Consider the following 13,943-nt stretch of genomic DNA (forward strand, 5'->3'; position numbering starts at 1 on the left):
GTCCCCCGCCGGAGCGCCTCCCTGGTGGCAGGGTCGGCGCGGGGATCAGGACCGCGCGTCCTCCTCGGGGGCCGGGCCCCGGTCGGTGGGGGGCGGGCCGTGCTCGGCGGCCAGCGCGGCGCCGTCCTCGTCGCCGACCACCCGCGTCCGGGCGCCCTCGTCGGTCACCTCCGGCGAGCGGCCGTCGAGGGCGTCGCGCACGTAGCGGTAGATCACGGCCGTCAGGGCGGCCACCGGGACGCCGAGGAACGCACCGGTGATGCCCGCGAGGCTGCCGCCGGCCGTGACCGCGAGGATGACGACGGCCGGGTGCATGTTGAATCCGCGGCCCTGGATGATCGGCTGGAGCACGTTGCTCTCCAGCTGCTGGACCACCAGGACCAGGATCAGGACGGCGAGGGCGACCCCGAAACCCTGGTCGACCAGCGCGACCAGGACGGCGAACGCGCCGGCCACGACCGCACCGATGATCGGGATGAACGCGGCGAAGAACGTGATCACGGCCAGGGGCAGGACCAGCGGGACGTCGAGGATCCACAGGCCCAGGCCGATGAAGAACGCGTCGACGAAGCCCACGAGCGCCTGCTGGCGGATGAACTCCGACAGCGTCGACCACACCTTCGCCGACAGGGCGGCCACGTGCGGGGCGGCCTGCCTGCCCGTCTGCGCGGCCAGCCACGGCACCCAGCGGGGCCCGTCCTTGAGGAAGAAGAAGCAGAGGACGAGCGCCAGCACGAGGTTGATCAGGCCGTTGCCGATCGCCGTGGCGCCGGTCGCCGCGTAGCCGGCGATGTCGCCGGCGCGGGCCTGCAGCTCGTTGATGGCGTTGTCGACCGCGTTGCCGATCTGGTCCTCGTCGATGTTGAACGGCGGACCCTGCAGCCACGCCTGGATGTCCTCCAGGCCGCTGGCCACCTGGCCGGCGAGCTCCTCGACCTGGTCGACCACCTGGGGGGCGATGGCGGCGATGAGCCCGCCGAAGCCGCCGATGGCCAGCAGCACCACGGTCGCGGCGGCCAGCGCGGGCGGCCAGCCGTGCCGGCGCAGGAACCGGGCCGGCGGCCAGAGCACCGTGGTGATCAGCAGGCCCAGCACGATCGGGAGCAGGATGACCCACAGCGCTCCCAGGATCTCGCCCACCACGTAGAGCGCGAGGACGATCAGCAGCAGCTCGGCGGAGCCGATCGCCAGCGTCCGGACGGCGCGCTGCAGCCGGGGGCCGCGGTCGTCCGACGGCGCCGGCGCCGACGTGGTGGCCCCCGGGACGTCCGTGAGCGCGTGCGGGCTGTTGTCGGGGGCGGCGCCGGAGCCGGAGCGTCGCGACGGGAGCAGCCTCATGCCCTCATCGCAGCACAGCGGTGCGCGCAGCACCCGGCGGCGTCCGCGCGCGTCGCACTACCGTGGCCGGCATGCCCAGGACCGCCACCGCCGACCGGGTCGACCGGGACGCGCTGCTCGACTTCCTCCGGCCCCGGCACCGGGCGCTGCTGCTCACCCGCCGCGCCTCCGGCGGCCCGCAGCTGTCCCCGGTCACCTGCGGGGTGGACGGCGAGGGCCGCGTCGTCGTCTCCACGTATCCCCAGCGGGCCAAGGTGGCCAATGCGCGGCGCGACCCGGCGGTCTCCCTCTGCGTGCTGTCCGACGACTGGGACGGCCCCTGGGTGCAGGTCGACGGGACGGCCGAGGTGCTCGACCTGCCCGAGGCGCTGGAGCCGCTGGTGGGCTACTTCCGCTCGATCAGCGGCGAGCACCCCGACTGGGACGACTACCGGGCGGCCATGGTCCGGCAGGGCAAGTCGCTGCTGCGGATCACCGTGGACCGGTGGGGCCCGATCGCCACGGGCGGCTTCCCGGCCGAGGTGCTCGACAAGCTCTAGGGCTTGCCCCAGGCTCGGTGCCGTGCCCTTCGTCGTCGCCGCCGAGGGGGACGCCGTCGTCCTGCCCGACCCGGAGGCGACGGTCGAGGCGGTGCTGCGCCTCGTCCGGCACGGGCGCCGGCCGATCGGGGTGGGCGCCGGCGCCCTGGTGAAGGGGCCGGGTCCCGCCCGCGGGCCCGCCGCCCTCGCCGCCGCGTCCGCGCTGGCCGTCGCCGTCCGGCGACCGGCCCGGCTGGCGGTCCGTGGCGCGCAGCCGGACGAGGCCCTCGACGCCCAGGCCGTCCTGACCGCGCTGGCCGCGCTGGTCGCCCGGCGCAGCGCCGCCGCCTGGACCGTGGTCGACCTGCTCGCCGCCGGGCGCACCCGGTCGTCCGTCGCGGCCGAGCTGGGGGTCAGCCGGCAGGCGGTGGGGCAGCGGCTGGCCGCCGGCGGCTGGGACCTGGAGGGCGAGCTGCGGCCCACGGCGGCGCGGCTGCTCGCGCGGGCCGCGCGGTGACCGCCGCCGGGGAGCGGGATGATCATCGGGCGGCGACAATGGTCCGGTCCCGTCCGGTCCCGAGGAGGTCCCGTGTCCCAGCCCCCGTCGTCGCAGCCCGCCGGGTCCGGCCCGCTGCGCCACCCCGAGCTGCTGGGCGTCTACGTCAACGACCACCTCGCCGCCGCCACCGGAGGGGTCGAGCTGGTGTCGCGGATGCTGTCCCGGCACCGGGGGACCAGGTGGGAGCCGAAGCTCGAGCAGCTGCTCGACGAGCTGCGCGAGGAGCGGTCGGCGCACATCGCGATGGCCGGGGCGCTGGACATCCCGGTGCGGACCTACAAGCAGCTGGGCACGTGGGTCGCGGAGAAGCTCTCGCGGGTCAAGCTCAACGGCCGGCTCCTCTCCCGGTCCCCGCTCAGCGACCTGGTCGAGTTCGAGTTCATCGCCACCGCCGTCCTGGCCAAGCGGGCCGGCTTCGAGACGCTGCTCGAGCTGGCGGCGGTGGAGCCGCGGCTGGACCGCGCGCTGCTCGAGCGGCTGGTCGCCCAGGCCGACGACCAGCACCAGTGGCTCGCCGACGCCCGCCGCGAGGTGGCCGCCCAGGTCTTCGGCGGCCGTCCGGACGCCGCCGACCGGGCCGCCGACACCTGAGCTGCCCGCCGCCGTCCCGGCTGGTAGGGAGAGGGCATGTGCCACGACGCCGACAGCCGCCCGCCCGCTCCGCCACGCTCCGGTGAGGTCGTGGAGCGGGGTCTGCTGACCCTGACCTCGGCCGACGGGACGGAGGTCGATGCGGCCTTCGCGGCGCCGGCGCAGGAGGCCGGCGCCGGGGTCGTCGTGCTGCCCGACGTCCGCGGCCTGCACCCCTACTACGTCGCGCTGGCCGAGCGGTTCGCCGAGGCGGGGTACCCGGCCGTCGCGATCGACTACTTCGCCCGCACCGCCGGCCGGGCCGGGCAGGGCGTCCGCGACCAGGAGTTCGACTGGCAGACGCACGTGCCGCAGACCACCGCCCGGGGCATCGACGACGACACCGCCGCCGCGATCGGGCTCCTGCGGGACCGCACCCGCGCCGACCTGCCCGTGATCACCGTGGGGTTCTGCTTCGGCGGGAGCAACGCCTGGCGCCAGGCCGAGGGGGTGCTGCCGCTGGCCGCCACCGCGGGCTTCTACGGCCGGCCGCAGATGGTCGGCGACGCGGCCGGGTCGGCCCGCCTGCCGGTGCTCATGCTCGTCGCCGGGGACGACGCCGCGACTCCGGTCGACGACCAGCTCGCGCTGGCCCAGCGGATGCGGGCGGCCGGCGCCGAGGTGGAGACGGCGGTCTACGAGGGGGCGCCGCACTCCTTCTTCGACCGGGCCGCCGACCAGTGGGCGGAGGCCTCGGCCGACGCCTGGCGCCGGCTGCTCGCGCTGCTCGAGCGCGTCGCCGGGTGAGCCGCAGCGCCGCACCGCGGGACCGGGCCCCGGTCGTGACACCCTGGGCGCGGTCGCGGCGCACGACGCGCGCGGGCCGGCGGCAGGGCACGCCGCACGGGGGAGAGCGGAGAGCAGATGGGAGCCCAGCCCGCGCTGCCGGGGGGTGAGCGGAACGGACGCGGCGGCACCGCGTCCGCGCTGACGGCCGAGCTCGCCGACGCCCGCGCGACGGCGGCGACCGCGGCGGGCGAGGCACTGGTCCCGGGCGCGGCGGACGCGCCGCCCGGGACGGCGGCGGCGACCCCGGCCGCGGCCGAGATCCCGGCAGCGGCCCCGGCAGCGGCCCCGGCTGCGGTCCCGGCTGCGGCGTGCTCCCCGGCGGCCGAGCCGGAGCCCTCCGCCGGAGCGGCCGCCGGCGAGACCTCGGGTGGGCTGCCCCGCTGGCTGGTGCTGCTCCTGGGCGGCGCCGCGGCGACCATCGCGCTCGGCGGCGTCCGGACGCTCGCCTGGCTCATCGCCCCGGTGATGCTCGCGCTGGTCATCGTGATCGCCCTGATGCCGGTGCAGCGCTGGCTGCTCCGCCACGGCGTGCCGCGCTGGGCCAGCGCCACCGTCCTGCTGCTGCTCGTCTGGGCGGTCCTGCTGTCGTTCGTCGCGCTGCTCGTCGTCTCCGCCGCGCAGCTCGCGGCGCTGCTGCCCGACTACGCACCCGAGTTCAACTCCCTGCTGCGCTCCATCCAGACCGACCTGAACGACGCGGGCGTGGTCTCCGGCCAGATCAGCGACCTGGTCTCGCAGATCGACTACGGCCAGCTGGTCGGGGTGGCCACCGGCCTGCTCGCCAGCCTCACCGACGCGGCGTCGACCCTGTTGCTGCTGCTCTCGGCCCTGGTCTTCCTCGCCATCGAGTCCGGTGGCTTCGGCCGCCGGCTGGCGCTGGTCGCCGCCGAGCGGCCGCACCTGCTCATCGCGATGGGCCTGTTCGCGCGCGGCACCCGCAGCTACCTGCTGGTCAGCACCGTGTTCGGCTTCGTCGTCGCCGTCGGCGACACGATCGCCCTGGCGGTCATCGGCGTCCCGCTGCCGCTGCTGTGGGGCCTGCTGGCGTTCATCACCAACTACGTGCCCAACATCGGCTTCGTCCTCGGCCTGCTGCCGCCGGCGCTGCTGGCGCTGCTGGACGGCGGCTGGTCGGACCTGTGGGCCGTCGTCATCGTCTACTCGGTGCTGAACTTCGTCATCCAGACCCTGATCCAGCCGCGCTTCGTCGGCGACTCGGTCGGCCTGTCGATGACCGTCACCTTCGTCGCGCTGCTGTTCTGGGGCTGGGCGCTCGGCGCGCTCGGCGCACTGCTGGCGATCCCGCTCACGCTGCTGGTCAAGGCGTTGCTGGTCGACGTCGACCCGCGCGGCCACTGGCTGGACTCGCTGCTGCGCGAGGAGCCGCGGGCTCCCCGGACCAGCCGCGCCCGCCAGCGCGCGCAGGCGCGCCGCGCGGCCCTCGCGTCGGTCCGCGCGCTGCACGTGCCCCGGCCGCACGTGCCGCGCCCGCACCGGCGCTCGCAGGACGCCGACCACGAGTGACGCGGACGGCGACCGGCCCCGGTGCGGCGCGTCGGGCGCCGGGCGCCGTGCGGTAGACACAGCAGGCCCGTGTGGCACCCCCTCGCCCGCCGCTCCCCGGAGGTCCCGCCCCCATGCTGGCCAGCATCGGCTACGCCGTCGCCTACACCGGCGTGGGCATCGCGCTGCTCGTCCTCGGTTTCTTCGCCCTGGACCTGCTCACCCCCGGCCACCTCGGCCGGCACATCTACGAGCACCGGTCGGTCAACGCGGCGCTCACCCTCGCCGCCGGCTTCCTCGGCCAGGGCGCCATCGCCTTCACCACCATCTGGACCAACGCCACCAGCGGCTTCGGCGACGCCCTCGGGTACACGGTGGTGTTCGGGGTCCTCGGCGTCGTCCTGCAGGCCGTCGCCTTCCTGGTGCTCGACCTCGTCACCCCCGGCCGGCTGGGCACCCACCTGACCGAGGCGCGCTTCCACCCGGCCAGCCTGGTGAGCGTGGGGTCCCAGCTGGCCGTGGCGGCGATCATCGTCGCGAGCATCTGGCCCTGAGCCCGCGACCGGACCTCCGCGCGTCCTCCCCGGGCGCCCGCCGTACGGTGTGCGGCGAGTTCTGCGAGACGACCCGGCGCACAGGAGTGCCGGCAGGAGAAGGAGCGACATGACCGACGCACAGCGCCGCGTGGCGATCGTGACCGGCGCGGCCCGGGGGATCGGCGCCGCCACCGCGCAGCGCCTGGCCGCCGACGGCTTCGCCGTGGCCGTGGTGGACCTCGAGGAGTCGGCCGGCAAGAGCACGGTCGAGGCGATCCAGGCCGCCGGCGGCACCGCGCTGGCCGTGGGCGCCGACGTGAGCGACGCCGAGCAGGTGCAGGCGGCGGTCGACCGGATCGCCGCCGAGCTCGGCCCGCCGGTCGTGCTGGTCAACAACGCGGGCGTCACCCGGGACAACCTGCTGTTCAAGATGACCGAGACCGACTGGGACGTCGTCATGAACGTGCACCTGCGCGGTGCCTTCCTGATGACCCGTGCGGCGCAGAAGCACATGATCGACGCGAAGTGGGGCCGGATCGTCAACCTGTCGTCGACCTCGGCGCTGGGCAACCGCGGCCAGGCCAACTACTCCGCGGCCAAGGCCGGCATGCAGGGCCTCACCAAGACCCTGGCCATCGAGCTGGGCAAGTTCGGCGTCACCGCCAACGCGATCGCCCCCGGCTTCATCCAGACCGAGATGACGAAGGCGACCGCCGAGCGGCTCGGCGTCGGCTTCGACGACTTCATCCAGTTCAACGCCTCGCAGATCCCGGTCGCCCGGGTCGGCCAGCCCGAGGACATCGCCCACCTCGTGTCGTTCTTCGTCAGCGAGGGCGCCGGCTTCGTGTCCGGCCAGGTCGTCTACGCCGCGGGCGGCCCGAAGGCCTGATCCGCAGGTCACCTCCCGGCGAGGCCCGGACGGCACCCGCCGTCCGGGCCTCGTCGTGCGCGGGTGCCTCGCCGCCCCCCGCACCGAGGCCGTTCTCACGCCGGAGGCGGGCACGGCACCCCGCCCGCCGGCGTTGTCGTCCGTGTGATGTCCCCGCTGCGCGTCGCCGTCCTGGGCGACTCCATCGCCTACGGCACCGGCGCCTCCCGCCCGCAGGACGCCCTCGGCCCGCGGCTGGCCGCCGCCCTGCGCGCCGACGGGCACGACGTCGAGCTCAGCGTGCTCGCCGTGCCGGGCGCCGTCGCGGCCGACCTCGCCGCCCAGGTGCGCCGGGCGGTCCCGGCGCCGGACCTCGCGGTCGTGGTGGTGGGCGCCAACGACCTCGCGCGGCTGGTGCCCACCGAGCGGTCGGCGGCCTCGCTGGGCGACGCGGTCCGGACGCTGCGCGCGGCCGGCTCCGACGTGGTGGTCGTGCCGGCGCCGGACATGTCCGGCATCCCGTTCGTGCCACCGGCGCTCCGGCCGGTCGTGCGGGCCGCCTCGGCCGTGCTGCAGCGCCGCCAGGAGGAGGTCGCCGCGGCCGCCGGGGCGCGGGTGGCCGCCGTGGCCGCGCACGTCGGGCGATCCTTCGAGGCGGACCCGGCGATGTTCGCCGCCGACCGGTTCCACCCCTCGTCGGCCGGCTACGCCGCGATCGGCGCGGCCCTCACCCCGTTCGCGCTCGACGCGGCGCGCCGGCGCCGGGACCCGGCCGCCTGACCGGCGTCACCACAGCGAGACCGACCGCCGGAAGATGCCGGCCAGGTCGTCGGCGGCCACCGGCTTGGGGCAGGTGGCCAGCAGCCGCTGCTGCTTGAGCGCACCCTCGACGAGGTCGGGGACGTCGTCCTCGGCGTACCCGACCGCGCCGATGCCCCCGGGGATGTCGATGTCGCGCATCAGCCGGATCAGGACGCTGGGGAGGACCTCGGCCGGCTCGCCGGAGCGGTCCCCGTCCGGGTCCAGCAGCTCGGCGGCGCGCAGGTGCCGCTCGGGGGCGGCGTCGAAGGTGAACCGGAAGGCCTCGGGCGCGGTGAGGGAGACCGACATCCCGTGCGGCACCATCGGCTCGCCGGCCGGGTAGTCCTTCGGGTGGAAGTCGCGCACCCGCCCGGCGATCGGGTAGGCGTTGGCGTGCGGCACGTGCACCCCGGCGTTGCCGAAGCCCAGCCCGGCGAAGGTCGCGGCCATGGCCATGTCCGCCCGGGCCGCGTCGTCGCCCCCGTCGCGGACGGCCCGCCGGAAGGACGTCGCCAGCAGCGACAGGGCCTTCTCCGACCACATGTCGGCGATCGGGTTGGCCCCGCAGTAGGGGACCCGCTGCTCGGGCTGCTTGCGCTCGAAGGTGTCGTAGGGCCGGGCGGTGTAGCTCTCCAGCGCGTGGCAGAGGATGTCCATGCCGGAGGAGGCCGTGACCCCGGCCGGCTGGGTGCGGGTCAGCGCCGGGTCGATCACGGCCAGCGTCGGGCGCAGCCGGGGGTGGCTGATCCCGGTCTTCACCTTCAGCGAGAGCACGTCGAGCACGCAGATGGTGGTGCTCTCCGAGCCCGTGCCGGTGGTGGTGGGCACCGCGACCAGGGGCTTGAGCGGCTCGACCGGCGCGCGCCCGCCGCCGACCGGGGCGTTGACGTAGTCCATGAGCTCACCGGGGTTGGTGGTGAGCAGGTCGACGGCCTTCGCGGTGTCGATGCTCGAGCCGCCGCCGACGGCCACGAACGCGTCCCAGGGACCGCCGGCCCGCGCGGACTCCACGGCCGCGGCGAGGCTCTCGTCGGTCGGCTCGACGTGGACGCCGTCGAAGACGTGCGCCTCGATGCCGAACCGCGCCATCCCGTCGGCGATCCGCTGCGGCATGCCGGTGGCCGCGACGCCCGGGTCGGTGATGACGAGGACGCGGCGCGCGCCGGTCTGGGCGAGGTCGTAGCCGACCTCGTCCGCGGCGCCCACGCCGAACTTCAGCTGCGGTGCGCCGTAGGTGAACACGCTCTCGGGGCTCGCGGGAACCGGGATCGAGGTCATGCCCGATCCTGGCGCGTGCGGGCGGACGGGGCCACCGGCCGTGGTGGCCCCGTCCCCGGCTCAGGAGGTCGGCGGCTCGTCCTTGCCGGCCTCCTCCAGCTCGTCGGCCTCCTCCTTGGTCTTGTGCACGGCGCCGTCGGCGTGCTCCGGCGGCCCGTAGACCGTGTAGAGGACCAGCGGGTTCGGCCCGGTGTTGACGAAGTTGTGCTTCGTCCCGGCCGGGACGACGACCAGGTCGCCCTGCGCCACCTTCTTGGTGGACCCGCCGACGCGGGCCTCGCCGGTGCCGCTGACGAACGTGAGGATCTGGTCGATGTCCTCGTGCACCTCCTCGCCGATCTCCCCGTCCGGCGGGATGGTCATGACCACGAGCTGGGTCTTCTCGCCGGTCCACAGGACCCGGCGGAAGTCGGCGTACTTCTCGGCCTCGGTGGCGATGGTGTAGTGGATGACGGCCATCGACGGCTCCTCTCATCGGTGGTCCCGGGTGCCCCGGGTGGTCCCGGGCGGTCGCCCGGGCTCCGGCCCGGACGGCGAACGGCCTGCTCCTGCCCGGTGCGGCGGCCGGTTACTCGTCGATGCGCCGAGCCTCACCCGGCGGGGCGCCGGCGCGGGCGGACCCACCCCGTCGGGTGGGCCGGCCGGGGAACGTCCTCACCGGCCCCGGGCGGCGGGTAGCGTCTGCGCGGATCTGATCCGCAGGTGATGGGAGTGCTGGTGCAGGAGTCTCCGTCGACGTCCTCCTCGGAGGACCGCTTCTCCCGGGTCTGGGCCCTCGCCGACCGCATCCCCGGGTGGCTGTCCCGGGACCAGGCGGAGCTGCTGGACTCCCAGGCCCGGGCCCTCCCGGACGGCGCGCACGCGCTGGAGATCGGCTCGCACCAGGGACGTTCCACCGTCGTGCTCGGCACGGTGCTGCAGGGCAAGGGCGGGCGGCTGTACGCCGTCGACCCGTTCATCGACGGCAAGTTGTTCGGCGGCCGGAAGACCCGTGACTCGTTCGAGCGCAACGTGGCCGAGGCCGGGGTCGGCGACACCGTCGAGCTGGTCTGCGACTACTCCACGGAGATCCGCGGGTCCTGGGACGAGCCGTTCCAGCTGCTGTACATCGACGGCAAGCACGACTACTGGACGTTCTCCGACGACCTGAAGTGGCGGGTGCACCTGCCCGACGGTGCCGCCGTGCTGGTGCACGACTGCTTCTCCTCGATCGGCGTGACCCTCGGGGTGCTGGTGCACGTCCTGTTCGCCGGGGACCTCCGCTACGAGCGGCGCGCCGGCTCGCTGGCGCTGTTCCGCGTCGGCCGGCCGTCGTTCCGGGACCGGCTGCGGATCCTGGGCGAGCTGCCGTGGTGGATCCGCAACGTCTTCATCAAGGTGTTGTTGAGGTTGAGGTTGCGCCCGGTGGCGCGGCTGTTCGGGCACGACTCGCCGTACGACCCGTACTGATCCCGCGGGGCCGGATCCCCGCACGACACCGCCGCGGCGGGCCGGGGCGGCCGGCCGCGGCGGTACCACGACAGGGCTGCGGTCAGCCGGGGACGGCGGTGTGGGAGCGCCGCAGCCGGACCAGGCCGGTGGCCACGAGCAGGACGCTGGCCGTCAGGGCCGTGCCGGCCACGCTGAGCACGGTGAGGCTGCCGGTGGCGACGAACAGCTCCACCGTGACGGCCTCGAGCACCACCGCGCCCCAGACGGCGGCGGCGGCCACCCGGTCGGCCGCGGCGATGCCGGAGTAGAGCAGCAGCTGGGCCAGCGCGAGGAGGGTGCCCAGCAGCGCGAAGACCCAGGTCCAGCCGCCGAGCGCGGCGCCGTACTCGGCGCCGCCCACCAGCGGGAGGGCGCGGGCCCCGAGCACGGCCGTGGCGGCGGTCAGCACCAGGCCGGTGCCGGCGACCAGGACGACGGCCGCGGGCAGCAGCCGGCGGCGCCCGCCGGCGCTGGCGAGCCGGGGGAGCAGGACCACGCTCACGCCCTGCGGCAGCCAGAACGCGACCTTGGCGAAGATGGACGCCACGGCGTACTCGCCGGCCAGGTCGCCCGGCAGGTGGTGCCGGGCCAGCAGGACGTCGAGGTTCACCAGCAGCACCAGGCCGAGCAGCGCGCCCGCCGCCCGCGCTGCGGCGACCACGTGCGGCCGGGCGCCGCGGGCGACCCCGGGCCGCCCGGTGACGACCCAGCCGAGCAGCGCGCTGGCGGTGCAGCCGAGCGCCATGCCGATGAGCGCGGCCTCGGGGGTGCCGCCCACGAGCAGACCGGCGATCCCGCCGCCGGTCTTGGCCAGGCCGAACAGGCCCGTGACGACGGCCAGCCGCCCGTAGCGGCCCGATCCCTGCAGCAGCCCGTCGTAGCCGCCGATCATCGTGTGCGGCACGAGGACGGCCACCAGCCACAGCGCCGTGGAGGGCCCCTCCAGGTGCAGCAGCGCCACCAGCGGGCCGACCGCGAGCAGCCCGAGCAGGCCGACCGCCACGGCACCGGCCAGCATCGCCGCGTGCAGCCGGGCGGTGACCAGCCGGGGGTCCTCCGGCCGGGAGCCCAGCGTCAGGGCGGCCGCCGTCTGCAGGCCCGTCATCGGGACCACGCCGATGAACATGACCCCGAGCAGGGCGGCGAGCTCGCCGTAGGCCTCGGGGACCAGCAGCCGGGCGCCGACGACCGTGAAGACGTAGGCGAGCCCGTTCACGCCGAGCAGCGCCAGGGAGACCAGCGCCGCGGGAACGGCGGCCTGGCGCCGGACGCGGGGGATGCCCGCGACCGTCGCCGGGGCGGCCGTCATCCCGGCGCCCCGCTGCGCGCCGGCCGGCCGGCCGACGGAGCGCGGGTCCCCTGCGGGAGGCACGGGGTCACGCCGTCCCCGTCCGTGCGGCGGCGGTGACGTCCACGCTGTCGTCCACGGTGCCGTCTACCCTGCCGTCCGTGCCCCGTCCCGCCGTCCGCAGGCCGTGCCCGCGGTGAAGAAGCAGCTCGTGGCCCTCTTCCTGGCTCTGGCCGCCGGCGCCGCCGTCGGAGCGGGCGCCGTCGTCGCCGTGGCCGGGCACGATGCCGACCGCGACGCGGTCGAGCGCGCGCGCGAGGTCGGCGAGGGCGAGCTCGGGGTGGGTTCCGGTCGCGGCTGAGCCGCGGACCGATCGGGCCAGCGCCGCGGCGAAGGAGCGCACGGTGGCCGGCCACTCCAGCGAGACGGCGTACCGGGCGGCCGCGCCCCCCATGGCCTCGCGCTCGGCGTCGTCGGCGAGCAGCCGCGCGGCGGCGGCGGTCATCTCGTCGAGGTCGTCGACGAGCACCCCGCTGACGCCGTCGAGCACCGACTCGCGCAGGCCGCCGGCCGAGCGGTAGCCCACGGTGGGCACCCCGTGCCCGCCGGCCTCGTTGACGACCAGCCCCCACCCCTCCTTGATGGACGGGCAGAGGTGCACCCAGCCCGTGGCGAGCAGCTCGTGCTTGGCCTGCTCGTCGACGAACCCGGCGAAGGTCACCCGGTCGGCGACCCCGAGCCGCTCGGCCTCGGCGCGCAGCTGGTCCTCCCACCAGCCGTCGCCGATGACGGTCAGCGTCAGGTCCGGCCACCGGTCGCTCAGCCGGGCCAGGACCTCCAGGGCGTGCTCGACCCGCTTGTGCGGCACCAGCCGGCCGAGGGCCACCAGGTGCGGGGTGGGGGAGCGCCGGGTGCCGACGGCCGGGAACGGCTCGATGCCCACGGGGACGACGGTGACGCGGTCCGGGTCGATGCCCAGGCCCGCCATCTCGGTGCGGGTGGCCTCGGAGATGGTCACGTAGCGGCACCGGCGGTAGACGCGCGGGGCGACCCGCGACTCCAGCCACCAGCCGACCCGGCCCATGACCCGGCCGAAGACGATCGGCCACTGCTCCTTGTGCACGTGGTACACCACCGCGGTCACCGGGCGGCCGCGGCGGACCAGGGTGCTGCTGAACGGGATGCCGTTCTGGACGTCGACCACCAGGCGCGGGCGGGTACGCCGGACGAAGGCCAGGGCACGCGGGTAGACGCCCAGCCGGCTGCCGCGGCGGACGATGCGGACGCCGTTGACGACCTCCTCGGCGGGGGCCCGGTCGTGCGCGGCGCAGAAGAGGGTGACCCGGAGGCCGGCCGCGGCCAGCCCCTCCGCGACCTGGTGCACGTACCGTTCCGACCCGCCGCCCTCGGGGTGGCTCAGGTCGCGCCAGTTCACGAAGAGGACGTCGACGTCCACGGATCGGTCGAGCACCTGGGGCACGTTAATGCACGTGACACAGTCGATCGAACTCTCCAGTAACCCCCTACCTCGAACGGAGTGTCCGCATGGATCGATCGGCCACCCTCTCACGGTCGGTCACCCTGTTCCGGGCCTTCCGGCGGGAGCAGTCCGACCCGGACGGTTTCTACGGCATCCTGGCCGCCGACTCGGTCGCCCAGCTGTCCCGCTGGGTCTCCCTGGACGGCGCCACGGTGCTCGACGTCGGGGGCGGTGCGGGGTACTTCGCCGATGCCTTCCGGGGCGCCGGGTCGACGTACGTGGGCCTGGAGCCCGACGCCGGTGAGATGGCCGCCCGCGGCGAGCCCGAGCCCGGGACGCTGCGGGGCAGCGGCGAGGAGCTGCCGATCCGCACCGGCGCGGTGGACGTCTGCTACTCCTCGAACGTGCTGGAGCACGTGCGCCGGCCGTGGGTGATGGCCGACGAGATGGTGCGGGTGACCCGGCCGGGGGGCACGGTCTTCCTCTCCTACACGCCGTGGCTGTCGCCGTGGGGCGGGCACGAGACCTCGCCGTGGCACTACCTGGGCGGGCACCGGGCGCGGCGCCGGTACCGCCGCCGGACCGGCGCCGAGCCCAAGAACAGGTTCGGCGAGTCGCTGTTCGCGGTCTCGGCCGGCGGCGCGGTGCGCTGGGCGCGCGCCTGCCCGGACGCCGACCTGCTGGCCGTCCTGCCGCGCTACCACCCGTGGTGGGCCGCCTGGGTGGCCCGCGTGCCCGGGCTGCGGGAGGTCGTCTCCTGGAACGTGGTCCTGGTGCTGCGCAAGCGCGCCTGACAGTGAGGATGTAGGCGCGCCCCGCAGCGGTCGTTCCTGACCCAGCGCCTGACTGACTTCGAGTCTTCAACGGGATCTGTCGGTTCGGTCC

The 13,943-nt window shown here is 75.5% G+C and carries 15 protein-coding genes; 10 read left to right on the plus strand and 5 right to left on the minus strand.

Features of this window, described 5'->3' with window-relative positions; all coding sequences use genetic code 11:
* Nucleotides 1–45: 45 nt before the first annotated feature.
* Nucleotides 46–1,338, minus strand: a complete 1,293-nt coding sequence (locus ACK586_RS15680; protein WP_409331423.1) for an AI-2E family transporter — start codon at nt 1,336–1,338, stop codon at nt 46–48.
* Between the two features lie 71 nt (nt 1,339–1,409).
* Between ACK586_RS15680 and ACK586_RS15685 the strand changes: the two genes are divergently transcribed.
* The 8 genes from ACK586_RS15685 (at nt 1,410) to ACK586_RS15720 (ending at nt 7,521) form a co-directional block, all read left to right on the plus strand.
* Nucleotides 1,410–1,877 (plus strand): PPOX class F420-dependent oxidoreductase, encoded by a 468-nt coding sequence (locus ACK586_RS15685; protein ID WP_409331424.1) that lies wholly within the window; start codon nt 1,410–1,412, stop codon nt 1,875–1,877.
* Nucleotides 1,878–1,899: 22 nt separating this feature from the next.
* Complete coding sequence (locus ACK586_RS15690; RefSeq protein WP_409331425.1) at nt 1,900–2,373, plus strand: hypothetical protein; 474 nt, start codon at nt 1,900–1,902, stop codon at nt 2,371–2,373.
* Nucleotides 2,374–2,445: 72 nt separating this feature from the next.
* A complete protein-coding gene (locus ACK586_RS15695; protein ID WP_409331426.1) occupies nt 2,446–3,006 on the plus strand; it encodes a hypothetical protein in 561 nt (186 codons plus the stop codon).
* A 36-nt stretch (nt 3,007–3,042) separates the two neighbouring features.
* Nucleotides 3,043–3,792: a dienelactone hydrolase family protein gene (locus ACK586_RS15700; protein WP_409331427.1), complete on the plus strand. Its 750-nt coding sequence runs from the start codon at nt 3,043–3,045 to the stop codon at nt 3,790–3,792.
* A 117-nt stretch (nt 3,793–3,909) separates the two neighbouring features.
* Nucleotides 3,910–5,358, plus strand: a complete 1,449-nt coding sequence (locus tag ACK586_RS15705) for an AI-2E family transporter (RefSeq protein WP_409331428.1) — start codon at nt 3,910–3,912, stop codon at nt 5,356–5,358.
* 113 nt (nt 5,359–5,471) lie between these two features.
* Nucleotides 5,472–5,891 (plus strand): DUF350 domain-containing protein, encoded by a 420-nt coding sequence (locus tag ACK586_RS15710; protein ID WP_409331429.1) that lies wholly within the window; start codon nt 5,472–5,474, stop codon nt 5,889–5,891.
* 109 nt (nt 5,892–6,000) lie between these two features.
* Nucleotides 6,001–6,762, plus strand: a complete 762-nt coding sequence (gene fabG / locus ACK586_RS15715) for a 3-oxoacyl-ACP reductase FabG (protein WP_409331430.1) — start codon at nt 6,001–6,003, stop codon at nt 6,760–6,762.
* Nucleotides 6,763–6,909: 147 nt separating this feature from the next.
* Entirely contained in the window at nt 6,910–7,521 is a 612-nt protein-coding gene (locus ACK586_RS15720) for an SGNH/GDSL hydrolase family protein (protein WP_409331431.1), read from the plus strand.
* A 6-nt stretch (nt 7,522–7,527) separates the two neighbouring features.
* Here ACK586_RS15720 and ACK586_RS15725 read toward each other — a convergent pair whose 3' ends face one another.
* Together ACK586_RS15725 and ACK586_RS15730 are read right to left on the minus strand one after the other, a co-directional pair.
* Nucleotides 7,528–8,820 (minus strand): hydroxyacid-oxoacid transhydrogenase, encoded by a 1,293-nt coding sequence (locus ACK586_RS15725; RefSeq protein ID WP_409331432.1) that lies wholly within the window; start codon nt 8,818–8,820, stop codon nt 7,528–7,530.
* 60 nt (nt 8,821–8,880) lie between these two features.
* Nucleotides 8,881–9,279, minus strand: coding sequence for a cupin domain-containing protein (locus ACK586_RS15730; RefSeq protein WP_409331433.1), 399 nt, complete (start codon nt 9,277–9,279; stop codon nt 8,881–8,883).
* Nucleotides 9,280–9,537: 258 nt separating this feature from the next.
* Between ACK586_RS15730 and ACK586_RS15735 the strand changes: the two genes are divergently transcribed.
* Nucleotides 9,538–10,269, plus strand: coding sequence for a class I SAM-dependent methyltransferase (locus tag ACK586_RS15735; RefSeq protein ID WP_409331434.1), 732 nt, complete (start codon nt 9,538–9,540; stop codon nt 10,267–10,269).
* 82 nt (nt 10,270–10,351) lie between these two features.
* On the opposite strand, the gene ACK586_RS15740 is transcribed toward ACK586_RS15735, so the two are convergent.
* Together ACK586_RS15740 and ACK586_RS15745 are read right to left on the minus strand one after the other, a co-directional pair.
* Nucleotides 10,352–11,662 carry a lipopolysaccharide biosynthesis protein gene (locus tag ACK586_RS15740; RefSeq protein ID WP_409331435.1) on the minus strand — a complete coding sequence of 437 codons (1,311 nt, stop codon included), beginning with the start codon at nt 11,660–11,662 and terminating at the stop codon, nt 10,352–10,354.
* A 4-nt stretch (nt 11,663–11,666) separates the two neighbouring features.
* On the minus strand, nt 11,667–13,049 hold the full coding sequence (locus tag ACK586_RS15745) for a glycosyltransferase family 4 protein (RefSeq protein ID WP_409331436.1): 1,383 nt from the start codon (nt 13,047–13,049) through the stop codon (nt 11,667–11,669).
* Between the two features lie 74 nt (nt 13,050–13,123).
* Here ACK586_RS15745 and ACK586_RS15750 point away from each other — a divergent pair, with 74 nt between their 5' ends.
* The gene (locus ACK586_RS15750) at nt 13,124–13,852 is read left to right on the plus strand and encodes a class I SAM-dependent methyltransferase (RefSeq protein ID WP_409331437.1); all 729 of its coding nucleotides are present in this window, start codon (nt 13,124–13,126) and stop codon (nt 13,850–13,852) included.
* Nucleotides 13,853–13,943 lie beyond the last annotated feature (91 nt).

Source organism: Trujillonella humicola (genome assembly GCF_046233715.1).
Lineage (GTDB): Bacteria > Actinomycetota > Actinomycetes > Mycobacteriales > Geodermatophilaceae > Trujillonella > Trujillonella humicola.

Excerpts from the sequence above, each read along its gene's own strand:
- ACK586_RS15680 (WP_409331423.1), bottom strand. The coding sequence starts at position 1,338 with ATGAGGCTGCTCCCGTCGCGACGCTCCGGCTCCGGCGCCGCCCCCGAC.
- ACK586_RS15685 (WP_409331424.1), top strand. The coding sequence starts at position 1,410 with ATGCCCAGGACCGCCACCGCCGACCGGGTCGACCGGGACGCGCTGCTC.
- ACK586_RS15700 (WP_409331427.1), top strand. The coding sequence starts at position 3,043 with ATGTGCCACGACGCCGACAGCCGCCCGCCCGCTCCGCCACGCTCCGGT.
- ACK586_RS15705 (WP_409331428.1), top strand. The coding sequence starts at position 3,910 with ATGGGAGCCCAGCCCGCGCTGCCGGGGGGTGAGCGGAACGGACGCGGC.
- ACK586_RS15710 (WP_409331429.1), top strand. The coding sequence starts at position 5,472 with ATGCTGGCCAGCATCGGCTACGCCGTCGCCTACACCGGCGTGGGCATC.
- fabG (WP_409331430.1), top strand. The coding sequence starts at position 6,001 with ATGACCGACGCACAGCGCCGCGTGGCGATCGTGACCGGCGCGGCCCGG.
- ACK586_RS15720 (WP_409331431.1), top strand. The coding sequence starts at position 6,910 with ATGTCCCCGCTGCGCGTCGCCGTCCTGGGCGACTCCATCGCCTACGGC.
- ACK586_RS15725 (WP_409331432.1), bottom strand. The coding sequence starts at position 8,820 with ATGACCTCGATCCCGGTTCCCGCGAGCCCCGAGAGCGTGTTCACCTAC.
- ACK586_RS15730 (WP_409331433.1), bottom strand. The coding sequence starts at position 9,279 with ATGGCCGTCATCCACTACACCATCGCCACCGAGGCCGAGAAGTACGCC.
- ACK586_RS15750 (WP_409331437.1), top strand. The coding sequence starts at position 13,124 with ATGGATCGATCGGCCACCCTCTCACGGTCGGTCACCCTGTTCCGGGCC.